We start from the raw sequence: 25,544 nt of genomic DNA, 5'->3' as shown, positions 1-25,544 counted from the left end.
ATCCTTGGACAATGCGCTACATAGTGATCGGAGCAGGAGCAGTCGGCGGAACCATCGGTGCCCGCCTCCACCAAGGCGGGCACGACGTTCTCCTCGTCGCGAGAGGCGCCCACTACGAGGCACTCAAGCGTGACGGCCTGCGGCTGATCACCCCCGAATCCACCGAGACCCTCGACATCCCCGCCGCCGACGGCCCCGTCCCCGCGCGTGACGACGACGTGCTGATCCTGGCCACCAAGTCCCAGGACACCGTCTCCGCGCTGGCCGGCTGGCCGTCCGACCTGCCCGTGGCCTGCGCCCAGAACGGCGTGGCCAACGAGCGCATGGTCCTGCGGCGGTTCGACCGCGTTTACGGCATCTGCGTGTGGCTGCCGGCCCAGCATCTGGAGCCCGGCGTCGTCGCCGCCCACGGGCACCCGTACTCGGGCCTGCTCCATGTCGGGCGCTATCCCCAGGGTGTGGACGACCTCGCCGAGCGGATCGCCGGCGACCTCGGCAAGCACGGCCTGGTGGGCCTGACCCAGACCGACGTCATGCGCTGGAAGCACGGCAAGCTGCTCAGCAACCTGGGCAATGCCGTGGAGGCGCTCGTGGGCCACGCTCCCGGCAGGGAGAAGGTGGTCGAGGTGGCCAGGGCCGAGGCCAGAGCCCTGCTCGACCGGGCCGGGATCGCGTACTCCACGCCTGAGGAAGAGGCGAGCCTGCGCGGCCACCAGGTGGACGTCCGGCACATCGAGGGCATCGCCCGCGGCGGCGGGTCGTCGTGGCAGAGCCTGGCCAGGGGCAGCGGCTCCATCGAGGCCGACTACCTCAACGGCGAGATCGTGCTGCTCGGCCGCCTGCACGGCGTGCCCACCCCGGTCAACGAGGTGCTGCGGCGCGAGGCCAACACGTTCGCGCAGGAGAAGCGGCCGCCCGGCTCGATGCCGCTGGAGACGCTGCAGGCCCTCATCGACGGGCGTTGCGCAGCCTGATCCCGCTGAACTCCAGCGTGCTGGCGATCACCTCGTCCCAGAACGGCCACAGGCTGGGCAGCACCCTGAGCTGGATCCCCGCCTCCTCGTGCAGCTCGAACAGGTCGCCCACGCGTTCCGGCGGACCGAGCGGCGTCACGGCCGCCGTGGAGACCACGGCGGACGGCGGGTCGCCGATGGGCGCGAAGCCGTCCGCGGGCAGCCGGTAGGCGTACAGCCGGACCTCTCTGATCGCCTGGAGCCAGCCGTACTCGATGGCGTGCACCCGCTCGCCGCACCCCGCGCCGATGATCCGGGCCGCGTCCTCCTCGGTGGTGCGCGGTCCCACCCAGGCCATGGCCCGCGGGCAGGCGCGCGGGAACCAGTAGTCGGGGCAGCGGTCGTGATCGACGGCCCACACGTACGACTCTTTCAACTTCGACGTCGGCGCCACGTGCGGGACGAACCGCTCGATCGTCGGGTCCTCGGAGAAGTGGAGCACCTGCCCCGGCTCGGGTCTCATGACGGCAATCCTGGCGCATACCTCATCCCCGACAGGGCAGGGGAATCGGGCTCTTACGACAAGGGGTGAGTTGGATGATTCTACTTGGAGTGCTCTTGGTCCTCCTCGCCGGCAGCGCGGTGGCCATCGTCCTGACGGAGGAGAGCGCCAGGTACATCCTGTTCGGGTACACCTTCGAGCCCAATCAGGTGGAGATGTTCCTCGCGGGGGCGGCCACCGCGGCCGTCCTGCTGCTGGGCCTCTGGCTGATCGGCTCGGGCTCGCGCAGGTCCGCCAGGCGCCGCCGCCGGCTGCTGGGTGCCAGGGCCGAGGCCACCGACCGGGTGGCCCAGCTGGAGAACGAGAAGCGCGAGCTGGAGAAGCGCCTGCGGCACTCCCCCGAGCCGGGCGACCGACTGGTCGCGCGCGACTCGGAGGAAGCCACGCGGTGACTCACTGGCGCGAGGGCACGAGCTTGCCCTCGCGCCAGAGCGCGAACCCCGTGATGAGCGCGCCGAGCCCTTCCCAGAGCCCGACGCCGAAGAACTTGGCCGGCGCGGCCCCGGTCAGCACCAGCGTGGTGAAGACGGCGAACGTCACGAGCCTGAACGGCACCGTCCACCGGAAGAACGGCGTGTAGTCGTGAGAAGCCGCGAAAACGTAATAAACGCCCATGTTCACCGCCGCCATCGACGAGGCGGCCATATAGACCAGCGTGTAGTCCCCGGCGGGGCGGACGTCGAGCACCTCGAAACCCAGCATGGCCAGCAGCGAGTCGGGTGAGACCAACCCGAGCAGGCCGAGCGCGAAGGCGAGGAATCCGAAGACCGCGATGGTCCAGCCGGAGAAAGAACGCGGAAGACGCACAGAAATCCTTTCAAAGGGGGGTGTACTCTGCGAGGCGATCTCATCTTGCACCCGGAGGTCGCATGCCCCCCACGCGTGGCCGCCCCATCGCCGTGAAACTTCTCGTCCTCCTGTTCGTCCCGCTGCTGTCCCTCGTGGGCCTGTGGGCGTTCGCCGCGGGCCTGACCGGCGGCGACGGCGTGCGCCTGCTGTCGATCAAGGACTTGGCGACCAACCTGGCCGACCCGTCCGAGCGCGTCAACATCGAGCTGCAGGACGAGCGGCTGTTCTCCGTGGAGTTCCTGGTCAGCCGGCAGGGCGCCGCCAAGATGGCCAAGCAGCGCGGCGAGACGGACAAGGCCGTGACCGCGTTCCGTACGCTCGCCAAGAACCAGCGTGACCTGTCACCGGAGATGACCGCGCAGCTCGCCGCGCTGAACACCAAGCTCGACCAGCTCGCGGAGGTCCGCCGCGAGGTGGACGGCGGGGCCGTGGCGCCGCTCGACGTGATCGACGGCTACAGCCAGATCGTGGACGCGTCCTTCCGCATGTACGACGCCATGGTGCTTGTGCCCGACATGGCCCTCTACAAGCAGGCCAGGGCGGTGACCATGCTGGGCGAGGCCAAGGACGTGCTGTCCAGGGAGCGGGCGCTGATCGCGGTCGTTCTGGGCAAGGGCCGGGTGGAGCCCCCGGAGCACGAGGCGTTCACGGGGATGGTGGCCACCAGGCGGCTGCTGTTCTCGCAGGCGCTCTCGCATCTCGACCGCGGCCTGCGCGGCCCGTACGCGCGGCTGGCCGAGTCATCGGTCTACAAGGAGTTCCTGGACGCCGAGGACGCCATCCGGGGCCAGGCGGCCACGAACGGCCTGCCCGTCACGGCCGCCACCTGGCCCGTCGACGGCCAGAACCTGTGGGCGGCGGTCGAGCGCAACCAGGCCCTGGCCGTCAAGAGCCTCGTGAACCGGGTGACGCCCACGGCCATCGGCATGCTCATCAAGATCGGGGTCGCGGGCGGTGTCGGCCTGATCGCCGTCATCGCGTCGATCATGTTCTCGCTGCGCTTCCGCAAGCGGCTGGTGCGCGAGCTGGCCGGGCTCCGCGACGCCGCCACGGAGCTGGCCGAGGTGCGGCTGGCCGGCCTGGTCAAGCGGTTGCGGACGAACACGGCCCCGCCCACCGCCGAAGAGATCGCCCCGATCGAGGTCACGTCCCACACGTCCGAGGTACGCGACATCGTCCAGGCGTTCAACGACGTGCAGTCCACGGCCGTCGCGGCCGCGGTGAGCCAGGCCCGGCTCCGGCACGGCGTCAGCCAGGTCTTCGTGAACCTGGCCAGGCGCAACCAGTCGCTGCTGCACCGGCAGCTGCTCCAGCTCGACAGCATGGAGCGGGCGACGGAGGAGCCCGAGGTGCTGGCGGACCTGTTCAAGCTCGACCACCTCACCACCCGCATGCGCAGGCACGCCGAGAGCCTCATCATCCTGTCGGACCAGGCGCCCGGGCGCGGCTGGCGCAACCCGGTGCCGATCCTCGACGTGCTGCGCGCGGCCGTGGCGGAGGTCGAGGAGTACGAGCGGGTCGAGATCCTCCAGCCGCCGCCGGTCGCGCTGCTCGGCGCGGTGGTCACGGACGTGGCCCACCTGATGGCCGAGCTGATCGAGAACGCCACCCTCTTCTCGCCGCCCCGGACCAGGGTGGACCTGCGGACCTCGACCACCCCGCACGGCCTGATGATCGAGGTCGAGGACCGCGGTCTCGGCCTGGCCAGGGCCGAGCTGGACGAGCTCAACGAGCGGCTGGCGAAGAGGCCGGAGTTCGACCTGGCGCAGAGCGACCGGCTCGGCCTGTTCGTGGTGAGCAGGCTCGCGGCCAGGCACGGCATCAAGGTCACTCTCGCGCCCTCCCCGTACGGCGGCCTGACCGCGATGGCCTCCCTGCCCTCGTCGCTCCTGGCCGATCAGCCGGCCATGAGCGGACGGTAGCCCCTTACGACACGACCTGGAGCAGCGCCTGGTTCCTGGCCTTGGGCGGCTCGGCCAGCCGCTGGAGCTCGTTGCCCGCGCTGTCGAACACGACCAGCGTGTTGTGGGCGTGGTCGGCCGCGTGCCGCGGCTGCGTGCGCGCGGCGGCCATCCGCATCACGAGACGGCCGTCCGGCAGGTAGTACGCGCCGATGGCGTTGCCCTTGGCCGGCAGCTTCTGCCGCTTGCCCGACGGGATCGCGAGGATGACCGGCTTGAACGTGGTGGGCCAGGTCCTGGCGGCGAGCGCCGGCGTGCCCTCCGGGAACGCCACGACCGCCTTGCTGCCGTCGGGCGACAGGCTCTGCACGTGGGTGATGGCCTTGACGCCCTTGACCATGACGGTCTTGCCCGTCTTGGCGTCGAGCCGGTAGAGGGCGTCGCCGGTGGTGGTGAAGCCGGCGAGGTAGCGCCCGTTGCCCGCCCAGGCGAGGTGGCAGACGCCCTTGGACACGCCCAGCTTGCGCGGGGCGCTGCTGCCGTCGGCCCGGACGGCGTTGATCGTGCCGTTCGCGCTCGGGTAGGCCACCTTGGTCGAGTCGGCGGACCAGACCGGGGTGAGGCACGGCGTACTGCCCTGGAGACCGCTGACGATCGTGCTGGTCTTGCCGCGCTCCCTGATGTTGAGGTTGCCGCTCTCAGTGATCCAGGCGGCCTTGGTGCCGTCGGGCGACGCGGCGAACTGCGTGGCTCCGAAGCTGGCGAGCGGGTGCCACTCGCCGGCGGCCGTGTATCGGCTGAGCTGGTTGCCTGCCGCCGCGTAGACGGCGGCCCCGGTCAGATCGGGTGTGGGGGCCGCCCACGCCGCCGACGGGACGACCAGAGCGGCGCCGAGTGCGACGCCGGTCACAACGCGTATCTTCATGGCTACACATCGTGCCCGGGAAACGTCACAGACGCAGGAACGGCTCGCCGAAGTGAGCGGTTGCGAGAATCGCGCGCTCGGCCCTGAGCGCCTGGAGCACCTCCGCCCGGGTGCGCGCGGCCGTCTCCTGGTCGTCGTCGTAGGCGTACCGGATGGCCGGGTCGTCGAGCTGCACCGGGTGGAGCACGAGGTCGCCGGTCACGGCCACGTCGCCGACCCTGGCGATCTGGTGGCCCGGCGTGTGCCCGGGCGCGTGCTGCACGTGGACGCCCGGCGAGACCTCGGCGTGGCCCTCGACGACCTGCAGCTGCCCCTTGATGGGGGTGAGGAGCCGGTCGAGCACGGGGCCCCGCGCGGCGTCCACCTCGGCCTGCTGGAGGACGTACCGGGCGTTCTCGAACGCGGGCCTGCCGTCGGTCACCACGCCACTGGCGTGGTCGCTGTGCAGGTGCGTGAGGACGACGGTGCCGATCTCGGCGGGCGCGACGCCCGCGGCGGCCAGCTCGCCGGCCAGGGTGCCGGGAACGGGGGCCCAGCTCGCGGCCGGTGAGTCTTCGTCACCGATCCCGGTGTCGACGAGGGTCAGCCGACCGGCCGCGTCGCGGATCAGGTAGCAGTGGAAGTGCAGGACCCAAGGCTCGTCCTGGAGCCCGGAACCGGGGAACATCTCGGCGAGCGGGCGGCGGATCGCCGCTCCCATGGGACCTACGGCGTCGCAGAGCGGCGTCACCTCGACGCCGGACACTGTTATGGATGTATGCGGCACTCGCCCAGATTAGGCGGCTACGGCTACCTGCTGCTGGCGCGGAACGAACTCGTTCTCGATGTCGGCCGCGTAGACGGCGCGGCAGCAGTGCGCGCACCGGTAAATGATCGGGCCCTCGTCGAGCTCGTGGTGGCACCGCGGGCAGTGGTTGACGGTCTTCATGGTGCTCCCCCAAGGAGTTTCCTGTTGGTTCTATGGAACCCTCACCGAGTTGCAGGGGTCCTGCATGTCACTTGACACGATGGCGCTGCTTCGACGGGGGCCTATGCCCTCCGGCACACCGGGTGCGGTAATTTTCCTCGCAGTACGGTGCCGAGAAGAACATTGTCGCGTCCCCCTGCCCGCGTCCGTGGGAGAAACTCCGAGAACGGCCCGGGAATAGCCCAAGAGGGCTAGGCGTTTACTGGGCCAGATGGTGTGGTATCTTGCCACCAGGCGTCGAGCTTCGGCTCCGCCGATCTTCATCTGAGTCTCGCCCCGGTTCTCTCGAGGGGCCCGGCTTCCTTTCTTTCCACACCGCGCCCGACCGCTTCCGGGCTGGTCCGGCGCATTCCCTTAAAGGGGTTTCACCATGTCTGTACACATTCCAGAGCAGCGTGCGGACGTGCCCGTCCGCCAGGTCGAGGGCCTCCTGGACGTACGCGAGAAATCCGCGTTCCTCCGGGCCGGGCACCTCCCCGGACCCGGCGACGTGCGCCTCACGCCCGACAAGGTACGGCAGTTCGACCTGCGGCCCGGCGACCACGTCGTCGCGTCGTTCGCCGGCAACAAGCTCGTGGGCGTCACCTCGGTCAACGGCGCCGCGCAGTGGCGCGGCCGGCCCAGGTTCGCCGAGCTGACACCCGTACATCCGACCGAGCGGCTCCGCATCGAGACCGAGTCGCTCAGCACGCGCGTCATCGACCTCTTCGCGCCCATCGGCAAGGGGCAGCGCGGCCTCATCGTCGCCCCGCCCAAGGCCGGCAAGACCATGGTCCTGCAGGCGCTGGCCGCCGGGATCACCCGCAACCACCCCGAAGTGCACCTCATGGTCCTCCTCGTGGGCGAGCGGCCCGAGGAGGTCACCGAGATGCGCGCCACGATCTCCGGCGAGATCTTCTACTCCACCTTCGACCACCCCGACCGCGACCACACCGCCGTCGCCGAGCTGGCCGTCGAGCGGGCCAAGCGGCTCGTCGAGTCCGGCCAGGACGTGGTGCTCCTGCTCGACTCGCTGACGCGGCTGGGGCGGGCGTACAACAACCTGGCGCCCGGCGGCGGCCGGGTCCTCACCGGCGGCATCGACGCCGGGGCCCTGTACCCGCCCAAGCGCTTCTTCGGCGCCGCCCGCAACGTCGAGGGCGGCGGCTCCCTCACCATCCTCGCCACCGCGCTGGTGGACACGGGGTCGCGGATGGACAACAACCTGTACGAGGAGTTCAAGGGGACGGGGAACATGGAGCTGCACCTCGTCCGCGAGCTCGCGGAGCGGCGGCTCTTCCCGGCCGTGGACCTGGACGCCTCGGGGACGCGGCGGGAGGAGATCCTGCTGCACACGGAGGAGCGGCAGGTGGTGTGGCGGTTGCGGCGCATGCTCACCACGCTGGAGAAGCAGCAGGGGCTCGAGATGCTCGTCGACAAGCTCCGCTCCACCCCCTCCAACGCCGCCTTCCTCCTCGAAGCCACCACCGCCGCCTAACCCCCACCCCACGCCGCCCCCAGGGGACACACCCCGCCCCCGACGCCCGCTCCGCTCGACGGCGCTGTGCCCCTCCGTGCGCGCCCTCCAAGGACGCACACCGCCCCACAACGCCCGCCCCCTCCAAGCGCCGCGTCGGCGAGCAGCGGGACGGCGGAGCCCGGCGCCACACGCACGGCGCCCAGCCACCCGCACGCCAGCCCGTCCCCCTGGGCGCGCCACCTCGCAGCCCGCGCCGCCCAAAGGACACACGCCACCACCCGACGCCCGCTCCCTCGACGGCGCTGTGCCCCTCCCTTCGCGCCCTCCAAGGACGCACACCGCCCCACAACGCCCACCTCTCCAGGCGCGCCCGCCTCTCCAGGCGCGCCGCGTCGGCGAGCAGCGGGACGGCGGAGACCGGCGCCATGCGCACGGCGCCCAGCCCCGGGTGGTGCCCCGCCCTGGTGGTGCCCGCCCCCGGTGGGGTGTGCCCCCGGTGGGGTGTGCCCCGTGGGAAGGGGGGCCGGGGGGTGGACGAGAATGGGCGGCATGCTGGCCGATATCGTCGAATACCTGGCGTGCCCCGTCTGCCGAGCCGCCCTCCGGCTCGACGCCGGCGCGCTGCGGTGCGCCCAAGGGCATGCCTTCGACATCGCCAAGCAGGGCTACGTGAGCCTCCTGGTCGGCAACAAACCCCCGGGAACGGCCGACAGCCCCGAGATGGTGGCCGCGCGAGCGCGATTTCTCGATGCGGGCCACTACGCACCACTGCACGACGCGGTAGCAGAAACCGTACGAAAGTACGCGTGCAACAAGAACGTTCCAGCAAAACGTGAGCACTCCGCCGAAACGAATGACGGCACGGGGCTGAGGGCGTACCGTGGGGCGGGAGTGGAGGCCGGTCACGGCGCTGGATCAACGGATCCCGCGTACGAGCCGGAAATCGGCGATCGTCGCGCGGAGGGCTGGGCCGCGCCGTTGATCGTCGACGCAGGCGCGGGCACCGGGCACTACCTGGCGGCCGCGTTGGACGCGGTGAACGATGGCATCGGGATGGCGTTCGATGTGTCGAAGCACGCTGTACGCCGGGCGGCGCGGGTGCATCCCAGGGCAGGGGCGTTCGTGGCCGACGTGTGGCGTCCGCTCCCCATCAGGGATGGGGTGGCCGATGTGGTGATGGACGTGTTCGCGCCCAGGAACGGGCCCGAGTTCGGGAGGATCCTGAGGCCCGGCGGCGTCGCGGTGGTCGTGACCCCGGCCGCGCGGCACCTGAGCCCGCTGGTCGAGGAGCTTGGGCTGCTCTCCGTGGACGAGGAGAAGGAACGCAGGCTGGCGCGGAGTCTGGAGGGCTTCGCCGAGCTGGAGCGACGTTCGGTGGAGTTCGAGATGGAGCTGGGGCATGACGACATCGCCCAGGTGGTCGGGATGGGGCCGAGTGCGTGGCATACGGACCCGGCCGAGCTTGACAGGCGAATAGCGGGATTTATCTCCCGAAATGTCATGAAAAGTCGGCAAAAAGTAGTAACGCATGCCGCGTTTCACGTGTCTATCTTCGAGCCCGTACCCCGATCAAGACCCGTTCCTTGACGGGCATGTGGGACTGGTGTTACTGATGGGGCATTTAGTCCGAAATTCCCCCACATTCCCCAAGTTTTTCCCTGGAACACGCGCAATACTGGACGGCATCCCGCGCCCGGAGGCACGGGACATCAATGGGAGGGGGCGCGCAGGATGAAGGCGGAGGAACGCTGGCAGGCCAGGTTCCGCGCGTCGCGCATGACGCTGCCGTCCTGGGCGCGCCAGGCCCCCAACCGCTCCATCTACCGCTCCAACGCCACCGGCACCTGGGAGGTCTACGCCTGGGACCGCGTGAGCGGCGCCGTCCGCCAGGTCACCGACCGCCCGAAGGGCACCGCGTACGCCGCCATCGACCCCACCGGCCAGTGGATCTACTGGTTCGCCGACACCGGCGGCGACGAGTTCGGCGTGTGGTGGCGCCAGCCGTTCGCCGGCGGCCCCAACGAGCCGGTCGCCCCCGACCTGCCGCCGGGCCAGCCCGGCGGCATCGCCCTGTCCACGACGGGCGTCGCGGCGATCAGCATGGCCAGCGAGGGCACGTTCAGGATCCACGTCGTCCGCGTCGGCGGCCCGGCGAGCCTCCTGTACGAGCACACCGAGGCCGCCTGGGTGGCCGACATGTCCCTCGACGGCTCGCTCATCGCGATCAACCACGGCGAGTACGGCGACTTCCGCCACCCCGCGCTCCGCGTCGTCCGCCCGAGCGGCGAGACGGTGGGCGAGCTGTACGACGGGCCCACCAAGGGCGTCACCGGCCTGCACTTCGCCCCCGTCGTCGGCGACCGCCGCCTGCTGGCCCTGCACGAGCGCCGCCGGCGCCACGAGCCGCTGGTCTGGGACCCGGTGAGCGGCGAGCAGCGCGAGATCTGGCTGAAGGACCCCGGCGACCTGAACGCCGAGTGGTACGACGACGGCCGCGGCCTGCTCATCCTGCGCGACCACCGCGCCCGCACGTACCTGCACCGCTACGACCTCGCGGGCGGCGGCCTGACGCTCATCGACACGCCGCACGGCGTGATCGAGGAGGCGGCTCCCCGGCCCGGCGGCCACGTCGAGTACTCCTGGTCCAGCGCCTCGCGCCCGCCGGTCATCCGCTCCAGCAGCGGCCAGGTCGTGGTCAACCCCGGCGGCCCGCCCGCCCCGCCGAGCGTCCCCGTCGAGGACCTCGACGTCGAGGGCGAGGGCGGCCGCATCCACGCGCTGGTCTCCAAGCCCGAGACGGGCCTCGCCCCGTACCCGGCCGTCTTCCTGCTGCACGGCGGCCCGACGGCGCACGACCGCGACGCGTTCTCGCCGGAGGTCGCGGCCTGGGTGGACGCGGGTTTCGCGGTGGTACGGGTCAACTACCGCGGCTCGACCGGCTACGGCTCCGCCTGGCGCGACGCGCTGCACGGCGACGTCGGGCACATCGAGCTGGCCGACGTGGCCGCCGTACGCCAAGCGGTGGTCGATCGCGGCATCGCCGACCCCAACCGGATCGTGCTGGCCGGCGCGGCCTGGGGCGGCTATCTCACGCTGCTCGGCCTCGGCACCCAGCCGGACCTGTGGGCGGCCGGCATCGCGGCGGTGCCGATCGCCTGCCACCAGACCTCGTACGAGGACGAGGCGGAGAGCCTGCGCGCCTACCACCGCGCCCTGCTCGGCGGCTCACCCGACGAGCAGCCGGAGCAGTACGCGGCCAGCTCCCCCATCACCTACGTCGACCAGGTCAAGAGCCCGGTGCTGATCCTCGCGGGCGAGAACGACACGCGCTGCCCGCTGCGCCAGATCGAGAAGTACGTGGCCAAGCTGGCCGAGCACGGGCGCGAGCACGAGGTCTACATGTACGACGCCATCGGCGGCTCGCTCGTGGTGGCGGAGCGGATCGCGCAGACCGCGCTCCAGCTCGAATTCGCCAGGAAGCATCTCAATCACAGTGACATCTGACACACTGTAAGAAGCTCTCTGACTGATCGACTTGACCGTCGGACTCTCCCGGTGACAGCATGTGCCCACGCCGTCACAGGGAGCCGTTATTGAGCGTGTTAGCGGGCGCGCAGCACCACGATGGCCAGGTCGTCCTGACTCGGCTCGGAGGCGAACTCCGCCGCGCCCCTGCGGATGCGCTCGGCCACCGCCCTGGCCGACAGCCCGGCGCATTCGGCCAGCAGCTTGGCCAGGCCGCCGTCGTCGTCGAGCAGCCGTCCGCCCGAGCGCCGCTCCGTCACCCCGTCGGTCACCGCCAGCAGCACGTCGCCGTGCTCCAGGTGCACGGTGTCGGCCTCGAACATGACCTCGTGGAAGACCCCCAGCAGCGACTGCGGCGTGGTCACCGCCTCCACCTTGCCGCTCGGCTTGAGCCGCAGCGCCTCGGGGTGCCCGGCCGACACCAGGCGCACCTCCAGCCCGCTCGCCACGGGCGTGATGTCGCCGTGCAGCAGCGTGAGGAACCTGGCGCGCTCGCCCTCCTCCAGGATCGCCTGGTTGAGCCGTCCGAGCACGGCCGCGACGCCGTACCCCTCGCGGGCCAGCAGCCGCAGCGTGTGGCGGGCGAGCCCCGTCACGGCGGCGGCCTCGGGGCCCGTGCCGCACACGTCGCCGATCGCGAACCGCCACGAGTCGTCGCCCGCCTTGAACAGGTCGTAGAAGTCGCCGCCCACCTCGTTGGTCTCGCCGGCGGGCTCGTAGATGACGCCGTAGTCGAGCCCCGGGACCTCGGGCTCGTTGGGCGGCAGCAGGCTGCGCTGGAGCGCCCGGTTGGCGGCGGCCTGCTGGGCGTAGAGCCGGGCGTTGTCCATGGCCAGCGCGGCACGCCTGCCGATGTCCTCGGCGAACTGGATGACGTCGTCCGGGAAGCGGTCGGGCCGGCCCAGGCACATCATGCCGAGCCCGCGCCCGCGCGCCGTGAGCGGCACCGCGAGCACCTGCGAGTCGGCCAGGTGGACGGTCGAGGTGACCCTGGCGTCGGCGGCGGCGACGTCCATGTCGGCGAGCTGCTCGCGCAGCCCGTCGATCCTGGCCTCGTCGGCGTGCCAGAGGTAGACCAGCCGCATCGGACCGAGGGAGCTGTCGGAGGTGTAGACGGCGCACCAGCTGGACAAACGCGGCACTACGACCTGGGCGATGATGGCAGGTACCATGTCCGGGTCGAGCGTGCCCGCGAGCAGATCGCTCGCATCGGCCAAGAACCCGAGCCAGTGCGGCCCCCGGGCGCTCTCCTCCAGCCATTCGGCGGCCACCATGTCCGGAGAGCCAGGTAGCGTGAGCCTAGCCCAATGGACACGGGAATCGCCCGTGAAGGTGACTCCCCACTCTTCGACGTTCCCGGAAGGAGCCTTCGGATCACCCTGGGAGAGGTATCGCTGCCTCAGTTCCACCTGTACGGCATCCCCGAGATGCTTCCAGATCACCTCGAACGGCTCGTCAGCGACCTGCTCGGCCAGATCGCCCGCGACCTGTTCGGCGGTGTGGAGCACGCCGCCGGTGGCCCACGCGGTCATCACTTCGCGCGTGAACCTCATCGCAGCCGTCACAGCGGTCTCGCCCGGCGCGAAGGTCGCGGCGAGCACCGCATGGGGAGAAGCAGTCATCCCACCGTGCCTACCACACTTCCCGCTGACTTGGGGTAAATCCAAGGGCAGGACTACGAGCTACTCATCGTGACAGACTTGAATCACTCGCCGGAGCCCGCCGCGAGTGAAGGAGGCCCCATGACCACGGCCAAGGCCGCGCCAACCCCGGAGGAGAGGACCTATACCGAGTCGGATCTCATTCCTATCCTCGAGACCCTTTTCTCCTGGCGGGACGGTGATTTCCGGCGTCGTGTCTCCCACGCGCCTCCCGGCATCCTCAGCGAGGTCCGGCTGCTGCTCAACGAAGTGGCGGACCGCCGCGAACATCTGGCGAACGAGCTGGTGCGCGTTCGCAAAGAGATCGTCAAGGAGGGCCGGTTCGGCGAGCGGCTGACGCCGGGGCCGGGCGTCGGCGCCTGGGCGGAGGGCGTCGAGTCGGTCAACCAGCTGATCGACGCCCTGGTGAGCCCCGTCAGCGGCGCGGCCGACGTGATCGACGCGGTCGCCAAGGGCGACCTGTCGCGCAGGATCGACCTCGACCGCTCCGCCAGGGGCGAGGTGCGGCGCCTGGGCAAGGCCATCAACGGCATGGTCGACCAGCTCGCGCTGTTCAACAGCGAGGTGACCAGGGTGGCGCGCGAGGCCGGCACCGAGGGCCGGCTGGGCGGCAGCGCCAACCTGCGCGGCATGTCGGGAAGCTGGCGCGACCTCACCGAGGCCGTCAACACGATGTCCTCGCGCGTGGCGGCGCAGGTGCGCGACATCGCGGTCGTGACCACCGCGGTGGCCAAGGGCGACCTGAGCCGCAAGGTGACGGTCGACGCCGTGGGCGAGATGTTCGAGCTGAAGAACACCGTCAACACGATGGTCGACCAGCTGTCCGGCTTCGCCGAGGAGGTCACCCGAGTCGCCCGCGAGGTGGGCACCGAGGGCCAGCTCGGCGGCCAGGCCCAGGTGACCGGCGTCTCGGGCGTCTGGAAGGACCTCACCGACAACGTCAACTTCATGGCCAACAACCTGACCTCCCAGGTGCGCAGCATCGCGACCGTGGCGACGGCGGTGGCCCAGGGCAACCTGTCGAAGAAGATCACCGTTGACGCGGAGGGCGAGATCCTGCAGCTCAAGGACACCCTCAACACGATGGTGGACCAGCTGTCCTCCTTCGCCGACGAGGTCACCCGAGTCGCCCGCGAGGTGGGCACCGAGGGCAAGCTGGGCGGCCGGGCCGAGGTGAAGGGCGTGTCCGGGGTCTGGAAGGACCTGACGGACAACGTCAACTCGATGGCCAACAACCTGACATACCAGGTGCGTAACATCGCCCAGGTGACCACGGCCGTGGCCAACGGCGACCTCACCCGCAAGATCGACGTGGACGCCCAGGGCGAGATCCTCGAGCTCAAGTCGACCATGAACACGATGGTCGAGCAGCTGTCGTCGTTCGCCTCCGAGGTGACCCGAGTCGCCCGGGAGGTGGGCACGGAGGGCCAGCTGGGCGGCCAGGCGCAGGTGCGGGGCGTGTCCGGGGTCTGGAAGGACCTGACCGACAACGTCAACTTCATGGCCAACAACCTGACCTCCCAGGTGCGCCAGATCGCGGCCGTGTCGTCGGCGGTGGCCCAGGGCGACCTGTCGAAGAAGATCACTGTCGACGCGCAGGGCGAGATCCTGCAGCTCAAGGACACCCTCAACACGATGGTGGACCAGCTGTCCTCCTTCGCCGACGAGGTCACCCGAGTGGCGCGCGAGGTGGGCACGCAGGGCCAGCTGGGCGGCCAGGCCCGGGTGACCGGCGTCTCGGGCGTCTGGAGGGACCTCACCGACAACGTCAACTTCATGGCCAACAACCTGACCTCGCAGGTGCGTAACATCGCCGAGGTCACCACGGCCGTGGCCAACGGCGACCTCACCCGCAAGATCGACGTGGACGCCCAGGGCGAGATCCTGGCCCTGAAGACCACCATCAACCGCATGGTGGACCAGCTGTCGTCGTTCGCCTCCGAGGTGACCCGAGTCGCCCGGGAGGTGGGCTCCGAGGGGCAGCTGGGCGGCCAGGCCCGGGTCGAGGGCGTCGAGGGCACGTGGAAGCGGCTCACCGAGAGCGTCAACGAGCTGGCCGGCAACCTCACCACGCAGGTGCGCGCCATCGCCACCGTCACCAGCGCCGTGGCCCGGGGCGACCTGACCCGCTCGATCGCCGTCGAGGCGCAGGGCGAGCTGGCGGAGCTGAAGGACAACATCAACTCGATGGTGGCCAACCTCCGCGAGACCACCCAGGCCAACCAGGAGCAGGACTGGCTCAAGTCCAACCTGGCCCGCATCTCCAGGCTCATGCAGGGCCACCGCGACCTGCTCGAGGTGGCCAAGCTGACGATGAGCGAGCTGACGCCGCTGGTCTCGGCCCGCTACGGCGCCTTCTACGGCGTCGACCCCGAGGGCGACCACGAGCTGATACTGATCGGCGGGTACGGCGTGCGCCCCGACCGGGGGCCGCGCCAGCGCTTCGCGATCGGCGAGGGCATCGTCGGCCAGGCGGCGGCCGAGGGCCGGCACATCATGCTCGACGACGTGCCGCCGCAGTTCATCACCATCGACAGCGGGCTCAGCCAGTCCACGCCCGCGCAGATCGTGGTGCTGCCGATCCTGTTCGAGAGCCGGGTGCTCGGCGTGCTGGAGCTGGCCTCGTTCACGCCGTTCGGCGAGGTGCACCTCGACTTCCTGCGCCAGCTCGTCGAGACCATCGGTGTCACGATGAACACGATCATCGCCAACTCCCGCACCGAAGACCTGCTCACCGAGTCGCAGCGGCTCACCAGGGAGCTCCAGGAGCGCTCCGACGAGCTGCAGCGCCAGCAGGAGGAGCTGCGCAGGTCCAACGCCGAGCTGGAGGACAAGGCGGCGCTGCTGGCCAAGCAGAACCGCGCGATCGAGATCCAGAACTTCCAGATCGAGCAGGCCCGCCGCACGCTGGAGGAGCGCGCCGAGCAGCTCGCGGTCTCCTCGCGGTACAAGTCCGAGTTCCTCGCGAACATGTCCCACGAGCTGCGCACGCCGCTCAACAGCCTGCTGGTGCTGGCCAAGCTGCTGACCGAGAACGCCGAGGGCAACCTGACCTCTCAGCAGGTGGAGTTCGCCCGTACGATCCACAGCGCGGGCTCGTCGCTGCTCCAGCTCATCAACGACATGCTCGACCTGTCCAAGGTCGAGGCGGGCCGGATGGACATCCACCCGATCAAGGTGGCGCTGCCGAAGATGGTGGACCTGCTGGAGGCGGCGTTCGCGCCGCTGGCGCAGGACAAGGGGCTGTCGTTCAGCGTCGACGTCGAGAACGACGTGCCGAAGGAGCTGCGCGCCGACGAGCAGCGCCTGCAGCAGGTGCTGCGCAACCTGCTCTCCAACGCGGTGAAGTTCACGCCGCGGGGCGAGGTGAAGCTGCGCGTCGCGATGGCGCCGCCCGGGGTGGACTACGACGACGACAGCCTGCACGACGCCGACGACCTGCTCGCCTTCCAGGTGATCGACACCGGCATCGGCATCGCGCCCGACAAACGGGACGTCATCTTCGAGGCGTTCCGACAGGCCGACGGCACGACGAGCCGCAAGTACGGTGGCACGGGCCTGGGCCTGGCGATCTGCCGGGACATCGCCAGGCTGCTCGGCGGCGAGATCCACGTGGACAGCGAGCTCGGCAAGGGCAGCACGTTCACGCTCTACCTGCCGGCCTCCTACACCGGCCCGCTGGCCGCCACCGACGGCGGCGTGGCCCGCCGCCAGCTGATGACGACGCCGGCGGAGGAGTCGTCGTCCGCCGCGGTCGCGCCCGAGCCGCCGCTGCCGCTCGACATGCCGATGCCGGAACTGGTCGAGCCGGTGGAGACGCCGGTCCAGTGGCAGGGCGACGACCCGCTCAGCGGCGCCAAGATCCTCATCGTGGACGACGACATCCGTAACGTGTTCGCGTTGACCAGCGTCCTGGAACGACATGGTTCCACGGTCGTCTACGCTGAAAATGGCCGGGAGGGGATCGAGCAGCTCGAACGGAACGAGGACGTCGCGCTCGTGCTGATGGACATCATGATGCCGGAGATGGATGGCTGGGCCACCACCTCCGCCATCCGGCGCATGCCCCAGTTCGCCGACCTGCCGATCATCGCGCTGACCGCCAAGGTCATGCGGGGCGATCGCGAGAAGAGCATCGCCTCCGGCGCGTCCGACTACGTCCCCAAGCCGGTCGACGTGGATCGCCTGCTCGAACGCCTGCGCGGCTGGCTGAGCCGCGGGCGCGGGTCCATGTCGGACTCGTCAGCCTCAGCAGTCGAAGGGTCGTGATCGATGCCGGATCGCGCCAAGATTCTCCTCGTTGACGACCGCGAGGAGAACCTGATCGCCCTCGAGGCCATCCTCAGCTCCCTCGACCTGGTGCCGGTGCGCGCCAGGTCGGGCGAGGAGGCCCTCAAGGCGCTGCTCAACACCGAGTTCGCCTTGATCCTGCTGGACGTGCGCATGCCCGGCATGGACGGCTTCGAGACGGCCGCGCACATCAAGCGGCGGGAGCGGACCAGGAACATCCCGATCATCTTCCTGACCGTGGTGGACAGCGCGCCCGACTACGCCTTCCGCGGCTACGCGGCCGGGGCGGTCGACTACCTGACCAAGCCGTTCGACCCCTGGGTGCTGCGGGCGAAGGTGTCGGTGTTCACGGAGCTGTACAACATGAACAAGCGGCTGGCCGAGCAGGCGTCCCTGCTCCGCGACCGCGTGAGCGGCGAACTGCCGCCGGGGGTCGGCGACCACGCCTCGGTGCTGCCCGAGCTGTCGCGGCGGTTGACGGCGGTGGAGGACGAGCTGGCCCGGGTGCGGGAGCTGGCCCGCAAGTCCCAGGACCCGACCCTCTCCGTCCCCCTGTCCGACCTCACGGACCGCCTCAACCACCTCCGCGCCGGCTTCGACGCCCTCTCCTGACGCCCCCGGCCCCGCGCCACCGAGGTCACCCCGCACACTGGCCGCCGCGCCGGCGTGCGGGCGCCCAGGCGGGAGGTGACGGCGGGACACCGGTCGGCGCGCCACGTCGGCGGCAAGCGACAGCGGGGGCGCAGGCACCACCATGCAACCGCCGCCTCTCAAGCGCCGCGTCGGCGAGCCGCCCGACGGTGGTGCCCGGCGCAACGCGAACGGCGCTCAGAGCGGGCCAGGGCCATGGGGGCCGAAGTCACGGCGGATCGGCGGTGGGGGTCCGTGTGTGGTGGGGTGTCCGTGCGTGGGGGTGGCCGAGAAGAAAAAGGCCGGAGGGGTCGCGTAACGCGGAGCGCCGTAACCAGGATTCCTGTAGCGGGGAGGTGCAGCGGCCCGGGTGCTCCCGGCCGGAAGGTCGCGTGGTGGGCGAGGCGGCGAAGCGGGAGCGGCGGGGGTGGCCGACGGGGTGGAGAAGTGACTGGCTGCGGCGGGGGTGGCCGACGGGGCGGAGAAGTGACCGGCGGCGGGATCGGCTGGGGGGTGGGTCAGTGGCGGGCGCGTTCCAAAGCGTCCCAGAAGCCGCGTCTCAGCGCGTGCCGTACCTCGTCGTGCAGCAGGAAGTCGATCGGCAGGGAAGACCCCTGCAGCAACCGCGCCTCCAGGTCCGAAGGCATGCGCGGCTTGCGCGCCAGCACCGCCTCCAGCCACAGCGCGGGCGCGTCGCGCGCCACGGACTCGCCGAAGTCGTGACCCTCCCGGTGGGCGGACTTGACCGCGTCCGCCAGCGTGGTGGCGCCGGCGGTGGCCGCGGACGGCGGGGTGACGGGCGCGGGCTGCGGCCCCGTGTACGGCCCGAGCTGCGCAGGCTGATAGGTGCCGCTGGACGACGGGCTGGCGAACTGCCCGGTGCTGGACGACGGGCTGGCGAACTGCCCCGTGCTGGGCGACTGCGACTGCGACTGCATGGGCCCGGTCGCCGGAGTGGCCGGTGGCGCGGGGGTGGTCGGCGGCTGCTCGGGCTGGTAGCTGGCGTACGTCGGCAGCACGGGCGGCGTGGACGACTGCCCGCGCCCGGAGGAGGACCCGTTGGACGAGGACGGCGTCGAGGAGGAGCCGGCGGCGTGGCTGCCGCTGGACGGCAGCGACGGCGGCAGGGACGGCTGGGCGGGCGGCAGCGAATGGGCGGCCTGCCCGTTGCTGATCGGCTGGTGCCCGTTGGACGACTCGGTGATGCCCGTGACGAGGCTGACGTAGGGGCGCAGGTGGACGGCGCCCAGCTCGACCAGGTCGTCGCACTCCTGGCGCAGCGACCGCGACACGGCCCAGCCGCCGTCGGCCGCGATGTGGATCACGCTGACCCTGATGCCGAGGTCCTGCGCGTCGCACACGACCTGGGCCAGGTCCTCGTCCCCGCTCACGACCACCGCGTCGCAGATGGCGTTGTTGCGGGCGAGCGTCATGAGGTCGCGGTGGACCTGGGCGTCGACGCCCTCGCGCCGGCCCGGCCGGATGCGCGACAGCCTGAGCTTGAGGCCCGGTATGTCGGCCAACGCGTCGTGCTCCGGCGTGCGACGGCCTTCGACCGTCGCCTCGTACCAGTAGCACCTCAGCAGCGGCAGGCCGGTGCGCTCGCGCGACAGGCTGGTCATCAGCTGGAGCAGCCCCGGGTAGTCCCAGGCAACCGCTTCGCGATGACGCGTGCCGTGCACGGCCATCGCGCCATCGGCCAGCAGATAGCCGGCGTCCACGAACAGCGCACAGCGATCCACTTAGCACCGCCCCTTTCCTGGTGGTCCGTCCTGGCTGGCTCTGCACCGTCAGAGACCGGACTCGGCGGCCCTCTCTCAGGGTAATGAAAGCTGGTGATCGCGCGAGGGTTAATCCCGACGATTCGGCATCGACCCGCTGCCACCCCCGACCATTCAGCCAGACCGTACCAGTTTGTCCCGTTCATGGTCATGATCGTGCCCGGACGCTCAACGCGGCCACCCCGAACAGCACGACATCCTTGTCTGTCGCGATCGTCAGCCCCGGATCCACCCCGAGCTCGGCCCCGACCGTGTCGACGTCGACGCCGAACGTCATCTGCGCCGCACCGGCCGAGGATTCGTCGAAGACGTTCGCGGCGTCCCGGTCGCCGCCCTCGGGGGCGAGCGCGCCGGACCCGAGCGAGACCTTGTCGCCCTTGAGGTCGGCGTCCCCCTCCCACGTCACCAGCTCGACCCTGGCGGGCGCGGCGGCCGGGCTCAGCCCGCCGAGCGGGATGCGCACCCGCCGCGCCGGCCCGCCGACCACGGTGGCCGCGTCGAGCACCATGGCCTGGCTGTACGGCTCCGCGGGATCCGTGACGATCAGCACCAGGCTCCATCCGGCGTGCCGGGACACCCCTTCTTCCATGGGCATGTCGGCCGCCCACCAGGTGCCGTTCCGCTGCGAGGCGGCGGCCAGCTCGCTGACGTCGGCGTACGCCTGGTAGACGGGCCCCGACGGCAGCTCGCGGAGCGCCACGTCGTCAGGTTTGACCAGCGTGTACTGGCGCCGTCCAGGCGGCCTGACCTTGATGGGCCCGGCCGTCGTCGCGCTCGCGGACCAGTAGAGGCCGGCCCACACGACCTTGCTCCCCTTGGGCAGGCTCAGCTCGGCCCCGCTGGACGCGCCGGTGGCGGAGCTGTCGTCCTGGTCGAGCGCGGTCATCGGCCAGAGGTCGTTGTCGCGCTGGCCGCGCTGGCGCCCCCTGGCCTCCGCGCAACCCGCCCCCGTCTCGGGGCAGGTCAGCAGCGAGTTGCCGATCGCCCTGACGGCCACCTTCCCGTCGGTGGCGAACCTGGCGGGCGCCCCGGTCGTCCGTACGCCGTCCTCGGCCTGCGCCGTGACGTGCAGCGGGCCCGAGTCGATCCGGACGGCCGGGCCCTCGCCCTCCGGGGCCGCCGCCGCCACCCGTACCCGCAGGAACAGCGCCGTCCCCTGGCCCGCCGCCAGCGGCGCCCTGGCGCACCGCGCGTCGTGCCCCGAGGGGCGGCACGCCCATCCGTCCACGGTGCCCACGCTGTCGTGGCCGTCGTGCCGCGCGGGCGGGACGAGCGTCACGCCGGAGGGCAGGTCCACGAGCGCCGCCAGCTCCTCGCTGGGCGCCTCGCCGTAGTTGCGCACGCGCAGGCCGACGATGCCGGGCCGGGCGCGTACGAGCGATCCCAGCGCCTCGACGGTGGCACGCAGCCGCGCCCTGCCGGGCTCCCTGCTCGTGACAGGGCTCGTGACAGGGCTCGTGACAGGGCTCCTGGCCGGCGGCCGCGCCCGCGCGGGCTCCTCGCTCTGCAACGGCACGGGCACCGGCATCGGCTCGCCCGCGAACGGCGGCGGCCCCGCGACCGGCACGGCGGCGGTGGGCCTGGCGATCGGCTTCTCGTCGGCGACCAGCAGCAGCCCGGCCGCCACGGCCACCGTGACGGCCATGCTGCCGGCCATCGCGGCCTGCTGGTGCCTGGGCCACCGCCACAGCCGGCCGAACACGCGCAGCAGCCCGCCCGCGCCGCCGCCGCCGCCCGCGGCCGACTTCGCCAGGGTCGCCGCGTACCCGCCGAAGGTCGGCCCCGCGATCAGCGGACCGACCATGACGCGCAGCCCGCGGTTGACGTCGGTCAGCTCCAGCAGGACCCCGTTGCACTCCTCGCAGGCGCCCACATGCTCGTCGACCTCCTTGGCGTCGCGCCTGGTCAGCCCGTCCCGGACGTACGCGCCCATCTTGCCCAGGACGGGCCGGCAGTCGTGCTTGGGCGGCGAGCCCAGGTGCATCTGCAGGTACGCCTGCCGCAGCCCCTCCCTCGCCCGGTACGCGAGCGCCGCCACGCCGTTGGGCGACAGGCCCAGCAGCGGCGCCACCTCGGCCGGCTTGCGCCTTTCGACCTCGGTGTGCCAGAGCACCGCCCGCCACCGCTCGGGCAGCGACAGGAACGCCTTGGCGATCAGCGACTTCTCCAGCCCGACGAGCGCCGGATCGACGAACGGCACCCCCGGGTCGTACTCCTCGATCTCGCCCGTGGCCACCTGGCGGCTCTCGATCCTGGAGCGGTCGTGGACCGTGCGCCGCACCACGGTCAGCAGATAGGTGCGGAAGCCGGACTCGGGCCCGCCGCCCCTGCCGACCAGGTCGAGGATCTTCGTGAACGACTCCGCGACCACGTCCTCGACCTCGGCGCGCCTGACGAGCTGCCTGGCCAGCGCGCGAGCGGCGGCGACGTGGCGCTCGTAGAGCTGCCCGTAGGCGGCGGCGTTGCCCTCTCTGACCGCCTGAAGAAGCTCTGCGTCGCTTTGCGGAGTTCCGCCACCCATAGTGACCTCACGATTACTGGGGGTTGCCTCGCGCATTCATTCCGCACTCCCCGTCGGGGCTAAACCGCGCCCGCCCCTTTACCTTCGGGAGGTTCGAGGGCGCCGCGACGGTCCCTGTGGCCGGAGCCATAAGCTTGGGCGCATGACGGATCGCGACAACCTGCTGGCCGAGATCAAGAGCAAGGCCGTCGTCCACGGCAAGGTCATCCTCTCCTCCGGCATGGAGGCCGACTTCTACCTCGACCTGCGCCGCATCACCCTCGACGGCGTGGCCGCGCCGCTCGTCGGCCGGGTGATGCTCGACCTGACGGCCGACCTGGAGTTCGACGCGGTGGGCGGGCTCACGCTGGGGGCCGACCCGGTGGCGGGCGCGATGCTGCACGCGGCGGCGGCGCGCGGGCGCACGCTCGACGCGTTCGTGGTGCGCAAGGCGCAGAAGCAGCACGGCATGCAGCGCCGCATCGAGGGGCCCGAGGTGAAGGGGCGGCGGGTGCTGGCCGTCGAGGACACCTCCACGACGGGTTCCTCGCCGCTGACGGCCGTGGAGGCGCTGCGCGAGGCGGGGGCCGAGGTGGTGGCCGTGGCCACGATCGTCGACCGGGGCGCCCGCGAGCGCATCACCGGCGAGGGCCTGGAGTACCGCTCGGTCTTCACCCTCGACGATCTCGGGCTCTGAGAGCCGCGGGCCTCAGCCGCCGGGCGCCTTGACGGTGAACGCCTCGCGCGCGCCGGCCTTGCCCTGCTCGCGCGGCTTGCCGTTCTCGTTGACGCGTACGGTGCCCGCGTCGCTGAGCACGACGTCGAGCTCCGGCTCGTAGTAGCTGACCTCCTCGCCCCTGCTCATCTCGCGATACTGCAGCACGTCGCCGCCCGGCACGCGTACGGTGACGATCGGGCAGGTATCGGCCACGCACTCGATGTGCACGGTCGGCACCCGCGCGGTGGTCTCCGCGGCGGGGCCGGGCGTGACGGCCGACGCGCGCTCGCGTTCGGGCGGCGTGGCGCCGAACGAGCCGAACAGCGCGCGGCCGCCGATGACCAGCAGCGTCACCACGGCGCCCGCGGCGAGGACGGCGAGCGCCAAGCGGGCGACGCCCATCGGATCTGACCTGTGGCGTCCCACAGGGGGCAGCGTACCCCGGGTAACCCCCGGTTCACGGGTCAGTGGACGCGGTGGTGTTTGCCGTTGGGCTCGGGAAGGTTCTTGTGCTCCCTGCGCTTCTTGATCACCTCGATGATGATCGGGATCAGCGAGATGAACACGATGACGAAGACGCCCGGCAGGATGTACCTGTCGATCTGCTTGGGGTCGACCTTGCTGCCGAGGAAGTGGCCGAGCAGGAGCAGGCCCTCGACCCAGACGACGCCGCCGACGACGTTCCACAGGAAGAACCGCCTGGCCGGCATCTCCAGCACGCCCGCGACGGGATTCATGAACGTGCGCACGATCGGCACGAACCTGGCCAGGATCACCGCCTTGGCCGGACCGAACTTCTCGAAGAACTCCTCGGCCCTGACGACGTGCTCCCTCTTGAACAAGCGCGAATCAGGTTTGTCGAAGAGCCTGCGGCCGAACCTGGCCCCCAGGAAATGTCCGAGTTGGGCACCGGCAATGGCGCACAGGGGCGTGCCGATCAACAGGACGGGAAAGGAGAGCGGCGCGATGTTCATTCCCTGCGCCACCGAGACGGAGCTGAAAATCCCCGCGGCCACCAGCAGCGAGTCACCGGGGAGGAAGAACCCGAGCAGCAAGCCTGTTTCGGCGAAGATGATGGCGAGAACGCCGATCGTCGCGAAAGCCCCCAACACGGTCAGCCACCATGTCGGGTCGAGGAGATTCCAGAGCCAGTCCACCCCGAGAGCCTACCTGTAGAGGCGACAAACGCGTTGTGACTACCACACGGGGTAGTGAGTCGGGATACTGGGCCTGCGCGAAGCCGTTACTTCTCAGGGAGATGAATCATGCCTATTGCGACTCCAGAGGTCTACGCTGAGATGCTCGACCGGGCGAAGGCCGGCGGATTCGCCTACCCGGCGATCAACGTGACCTCCTCGCAGACGCTGAACGCCGCTCTGCGGGGCTTCGCCGAGGCCGAGAGCGACGGCATCGTCCAGGTCTCCACGGGCGGCGCCGAGTTCCTGTCCGGCGCGACCGTCAAGGACATGGTCACGGGCGCCACGGCGCTGGCCGAGTACGCGCGGGTGGTGGCCGCCAAATATCCCGTGACGGTGGCGCTGCACACCGACCACTGCCCGAAGGACAAGCTCGACGGCTTCATGAGGCCGCTGCTCGACATCTCCCTGGAGCGGGTCTCCAAGGGCCTCGACCCGCTCTTCCAGTCCCACATGTGGGACGGGTCCGCCGTGCCGCTGGAGGAGAACCTGGAGATCGCCAAGGAGCTCCTGGAGAAGTCCGCCAAGGCGCGGATCATCATGGAGATGGAGATCGGCGTCGTCGGCGGCGAGGAGGACGGCGTCGTCGGCGAGATCAACGAGAAGCTCTACACGACCCCGGAGGACGCGCTGGCCACCGCCGAGGCCGTCGGGATCGGCGAGAAGGGCCGCTACCTGCTGGCCGCCACGTTCGGCAACGTCCACGGCGTCTACAAGCCCGGCCACGTCAAGCTGCGCCCGGCCGTGCTGAAGGACATCCAGGAGGCGGTCGCGGCCAAGTACGGCAAGGACAAGCCGTTCGACCTGGTCTTCCACGGCGGCTCCGGCTCGTCGCTGGAGGAGATCCACGAGGCGATCTCGTACGGCGTCGTCAAGATGAACATCGACACCGACACCCAGTACGCCTTCACCAGGCCGATCGCGGACCACATGTTCCGCAACTACGACGGCGTGCTCAAGGTGGACGGCGACGTGGGCAACAAGAAGACCTACGACCCGCGCTCCTACGGCAAGAGCGCCGAGGCCGGCATGGCCAAGCGCGTCGTGGAGGCGTGCGAGAACCTCAAGAGCGCTGGGACGAAGATCTCCTAGCCATTTTCGGGGCCCGGCGGGTATGACTTGTCCTATGGATAACCTTCTCGCCGGGCCGCCCCCGACTCAACTGCCGGATCTGCCCGAGGCCAGGGAGGCGCTCGAATCCGGAGCCAAGGCCTCTGACGTGGCCGCCCGTTTCCCCGCCTACCCGGCGGCCTGGGCAACGCTCGCGGAAGAGTACTTCGCGCAGGGGCACGCCGTCACTTCCTACGCCTTCGCCCGTACGGGCTACCACCGCGGGCTCGACGCGCTGCGCCGCAACGGCTGGAAGGGACACGGGCCCATCCCCTGGGAGCACGAGCCCAACCGAGGCTTCCTGCGCTGCCTGTACGCCCTGTCCAGGGCCGCCCAGGCGATCGGCGAGAAGGACGAGGCCGAGCGGTGCGCGCAGTTCCTCAAGGACAGCACCGAGACGGGTTACGAGGCGCTCACCAACGGTTAGTCCTCGTTGTCTTGGGACGAATAGGCACGTTCGGGTAGTCTCTCTACGCAAGAGCCCCTGTCGCGCTTGCGCCAGGGGTTTCGTTTTGTG

The 25,544-nt window shown here is 70.7% G+C and carries 20 protein-coding genes and 1 pseudogene; 11 read left to right on the top strand and 10 right to left on the bottom strand.

Going from position 1 to position 25,544, the window contains the following annotated elements; all coding sequences use genetic code 11:
* Positions 1-11: 11 nt before the first annotated feature.
* Positions 12-974, top strand: a complete 963-nt coding sequence (locus tag HD596_RS15085; RefSeq protein ID WP_185069849.1) for a ketopantoate reductase family protein — start codon at positions 12-14, stop codon at positions 972-974.
* Here HD596_RS15085 and HD596_RS15080 read toward each other — a convergent pair.
* Positions 949-1,476, bottom strand: coding sequence for a DUF6886 family protein (locus HD596_RS15080; RefSeq protein WP_185069848.1), 528 nt, complete (start codon positions 1,474-1,476; stop codon positions 949-951). The genes HD596_RS15085 and HD596_RS15080 overlap by 26 nt on opposite strands.
* 89 nt (positions 1,477-1,565) lie before the next feature.
* Here HD596_RS15080 and HD596_RS15075 point away from each other — a divergent pair, with 89 nt between their 5' ends.
* Positions 1,566-1,907, top strand: coding sequence for a hypothetical protein (locus HD596_RS15075; RefSeq protein WP_185069847.1), 342 nt, complete (start codon positions 1,566-1,568; stop codon positions 1,905-1,907).
* Between the two features lies 1 nt (position 1,908).
* Here HD596_RS15075 and HD596_RS15070 read toward each other — a convergent pair whose 3' ends face one another.
* Positions 1,909-2,322 (bottom strand): hypothetical protein, encoded by a 414-nt coding sequence (locus HD596_RS15070; protein WP_313044104.1) that lies wholly within the window; start codon positions 2,320-2,322, stop codon positions 1,909-1,911.
* Between the two features lie 62 nt (positions 2,323-2,384).
* On the opposite strand from HD596_RS15070, the gene HD596_RS15065 reads away from it, so the two are divergent.
* On the top strand, positions 2,385-4,286 hold the full coding sequence (locus tag HD596_RS15065) for a sensor histidine kinase (RefSeq protein ID WP_185069846.1): 1,902 nt from the start codon (positions 2,385-2,387) through the stop codon (positions 4,284-4,286).
* 4 nt (positions 4,287-4,290) lie between these two features.
* Here HD596_RS15065 and HD596_RS15060 read toward each other — a convergent pair whose 3' ends face one another.
* Genes HD596_RS15060 through HD596_RS15050 form a run of 3 tightly spaced genes read right to left on the bottom strand, consistent with a single transcriptional unit; the run spans position 4,291 to position 6,118 of the window.
* Positions 4,291-5,190, bottom strand: a complete 900-nt coding sequence (locus HD596_RS15060) for a TolB family protein (RefSeq protein ID WP_185069845.1) — start codon at positions 5,188-5,190, stop codon at positions 4,291-4,293.
* Positions 5,191-5,215: 25 nt separating this feature from the next.
* Positions 5,216-5,935: an MBL fold metallo-hydrolase gene (locus HD596_RS15055; protein ID WP_313044103.1), complete on the bottom strand. Its 720-nt coding sequence runs from the start codon at positions 5,933-5,935 to the stop codon at positions 5,216-5,218.
* A 30-nt stretch (positions 5,936-5,965) separates the two neighbouring features.
* Positions 5,966-6,118 carry a hypothetical protein gene (locus HD596_RS15050; RefSeq protein ID WP_185069844.1) on the bottom strand — a complete coding sequence of 51 codons (153 nt, stop codon included), beginning with the start codon at positions 6,116-6,118 and terminating at the stop codon, positions 5,966-5,968.
* A gap of 457 nt (positions 6,119-6,575) precedes the next feature.
* Here HD596_RS15050 and rho point away from each other — a divergent pair.
* The 3 genes and pseudogenes from rho to HD596_RS15035 form a co-directional block, all read left to right on the top strand.
* A pseudogene (gene rho, locus HD596_RS15045) lies at positions 6,576-7,634 on the top strand (transcription termination factor Rho); the annotation flags it as partial.
* Between the two features lie 531 nt (positions 7,635-8,165).
* On the top strand, positions 8,166-9,203 hold the full coding sequence (locus HD596_RS15040) for a putative RNA methyltransferase (RefSeq protein ID WP_185069842.1): 1,038 nt from the start codon (positions 8,166-8,168) through the stop codon (positions 9,201-9,203).
* Between the two features lie 144 nt (positions 9,204-9,347).
* The gene (locus HD596_RS15035) at positions 9,348-11,120 is read left to right on the top strand and encodes a S9 family peptidase (protein ID WP_185069841.1); all 1,773 of its coding nucleotides are present in this window, start codon (positions 9,348-9,350) and stop codon (positions 11,118-11,120) included.
* Positions 11,121-11,218: 98 nt separating this feature from the next.
* On the opposite strand, the gene HD596_RS15030 is transcribed toward HD596_RS15035, so the two are convergent.
* Complete coding sequence (locus HD596_RS15030) at positions 11,219-12,763, bottom strand: PP2C family protein-serine/threonine phosphatase (protein ID WP_246554463.1); 1,545 nt, start codon at positions 12,761-12,763, stop codon at positions 11,219-11,221.
* A 120-nt stretch (positions 12,764-12,883) separates the two neighbouring features.
* Here HD596_RS15030 and HD596_RS15025 point away from each other — a divergent pair, with 120 nt between their 5' ends.
* Positions 12,884-17,071 carry a HAMP domain-containing protein gene (locus HD596_RS15025; protein WP_185069840.1) on the top strand — a complete coding sequence of 1,396 codons (4,188 nt, stop codon included), beginning with the start codon at positions 12,884-12,886 and terminating at the stop codon, positions 17,069-17,071.
* A 3-nt stretch (positions 17,072-17,074) separates the two neighbouring features.
* Positions 17,075-17,704: a response regulator gene (locus tag HD596_RS15020; RefSeq protein ID WP_185069839.1), complete on the top strand. Its 630-nt coding sequence runs from the start codon at positions 17,075-17,077 to the stop codon at positions 17,702-17,704.
* Positions 17,705-18,240: 536 nt separating this feature from the next.
* On the opposite strand, the gene HD596_RS15015 is transcribed toward HD596_RS15020, so the two are convergent.
* Together HD596_RS15015 and HD596_RS15010 are read right to left on the bottom strand one after the other, a co-directional pair.
* Entirely contained in the window at positions 18,241-19,464 is a 1,224-nt protein-coding gene (locus tag HD596_RS15015) for an NYN domain-containing protein (RefSeq protein ID WP_185069838.1), read from the bottom strand.
* Between the two features lie 187 nt (positions 19,465-19,651).
* Positions 19,652-22,024 (bottom strand): sigma-70 family RNA polymerase sigma factor, encoded by a 2,373-nt coding sequence (locus tag HD596_RS15010; RefSeq protein ID WP_185069837.1) that lies wholly within the window; start codon positions 22,022-22,024, stop codon positions 19,652-19,654.
* A gap of 142 nt (positions 22,025-22,166) precedes the next feature.
* Between HD596_RS15010 and pyrE the strand changes: the two genes are divergently transcribed.
* On the top strand, positions 22,167-22,700 hold the full coding sequence (gene pyrE, locus HD596_RS15005; protein WP_185069836.1) for an orotate phosphoribosyltransferase: 534 nt from the start codon (positions 22,167-22,169) through the stop codon (positions 22,698-22,700).
* Between the two features lie 12 nt (positions 22,701-22,712).
* Here pyrE and HD596_RS15000 read toward each other — a convergent pair whose 3' ends face one another.
* Together HD596_RS15000 and HD596_RS14995 are read right to left on the bottom strand one after the other, a co-directional pair.
* A complete protein-coding gene (locus tag HD596_RS15000; protein WP_185069835.1) occupies positions 22,713-23,123 on the bottom strand; it encodes a hypothetical protein in 411 nt (136 codons plus the stop codon).
* A gap of 62 nt (positions 23,124-23,185) precedes the next feature.
* A complete protein-coding gene (locus HD596_RS14995) occupies positions 23,186-23,878 on the bottom strand; it encodes a DedA family protein (RefSeq protein ID WP_185069834.1) in 693 nt (230 codons plus the stop codon).
* Positions 23,879-23,986: 108 nt separating this feature from the next.
* On the opposite strand from HD596_RS14995, the gene fbaA reads away from it, so the two are divergent.
* Complete coding sequence (gene fbaA / locus HD596_RS14990) at positions 23,987-25,009, top strand: class II fructose-bisphosphate aldolase (protein WP_185069833.1); 1,023 nt, start codon at positions 23,987-23,989, stop codon at positions 25,007-25,009.
* Positions 25,010-25,043: 34 nt separating this feature from the next.
* Positions 25,044-25,454 (top strand): DUF3151 domain-containing protein, encoded by a 411-nt coding sequence (locus HD596_RS14985; protein WP_221519334.1) that lies wholly within the window; start codon positions 25,044-25,046, stop codon positions 25,452-25,454.
* Positions 25,455-25,544: the final 90 nt, after the last annotated feature.

Source organism: Nonomuraea jabiensis, from assembly GCF_014204795.1.
Lineage (GTDB): Bacteria > Actinomycetota > Actinomycetes > Streptosporangiales > Streptosporangiaceae > Nonomuraea > Nonomuraea jabiensis.
The sequence above is the reverse complement of the archived record's forward strand: the minus strand, read 5'-3'. Positions and strand labels throughout refer to the sequence as shown.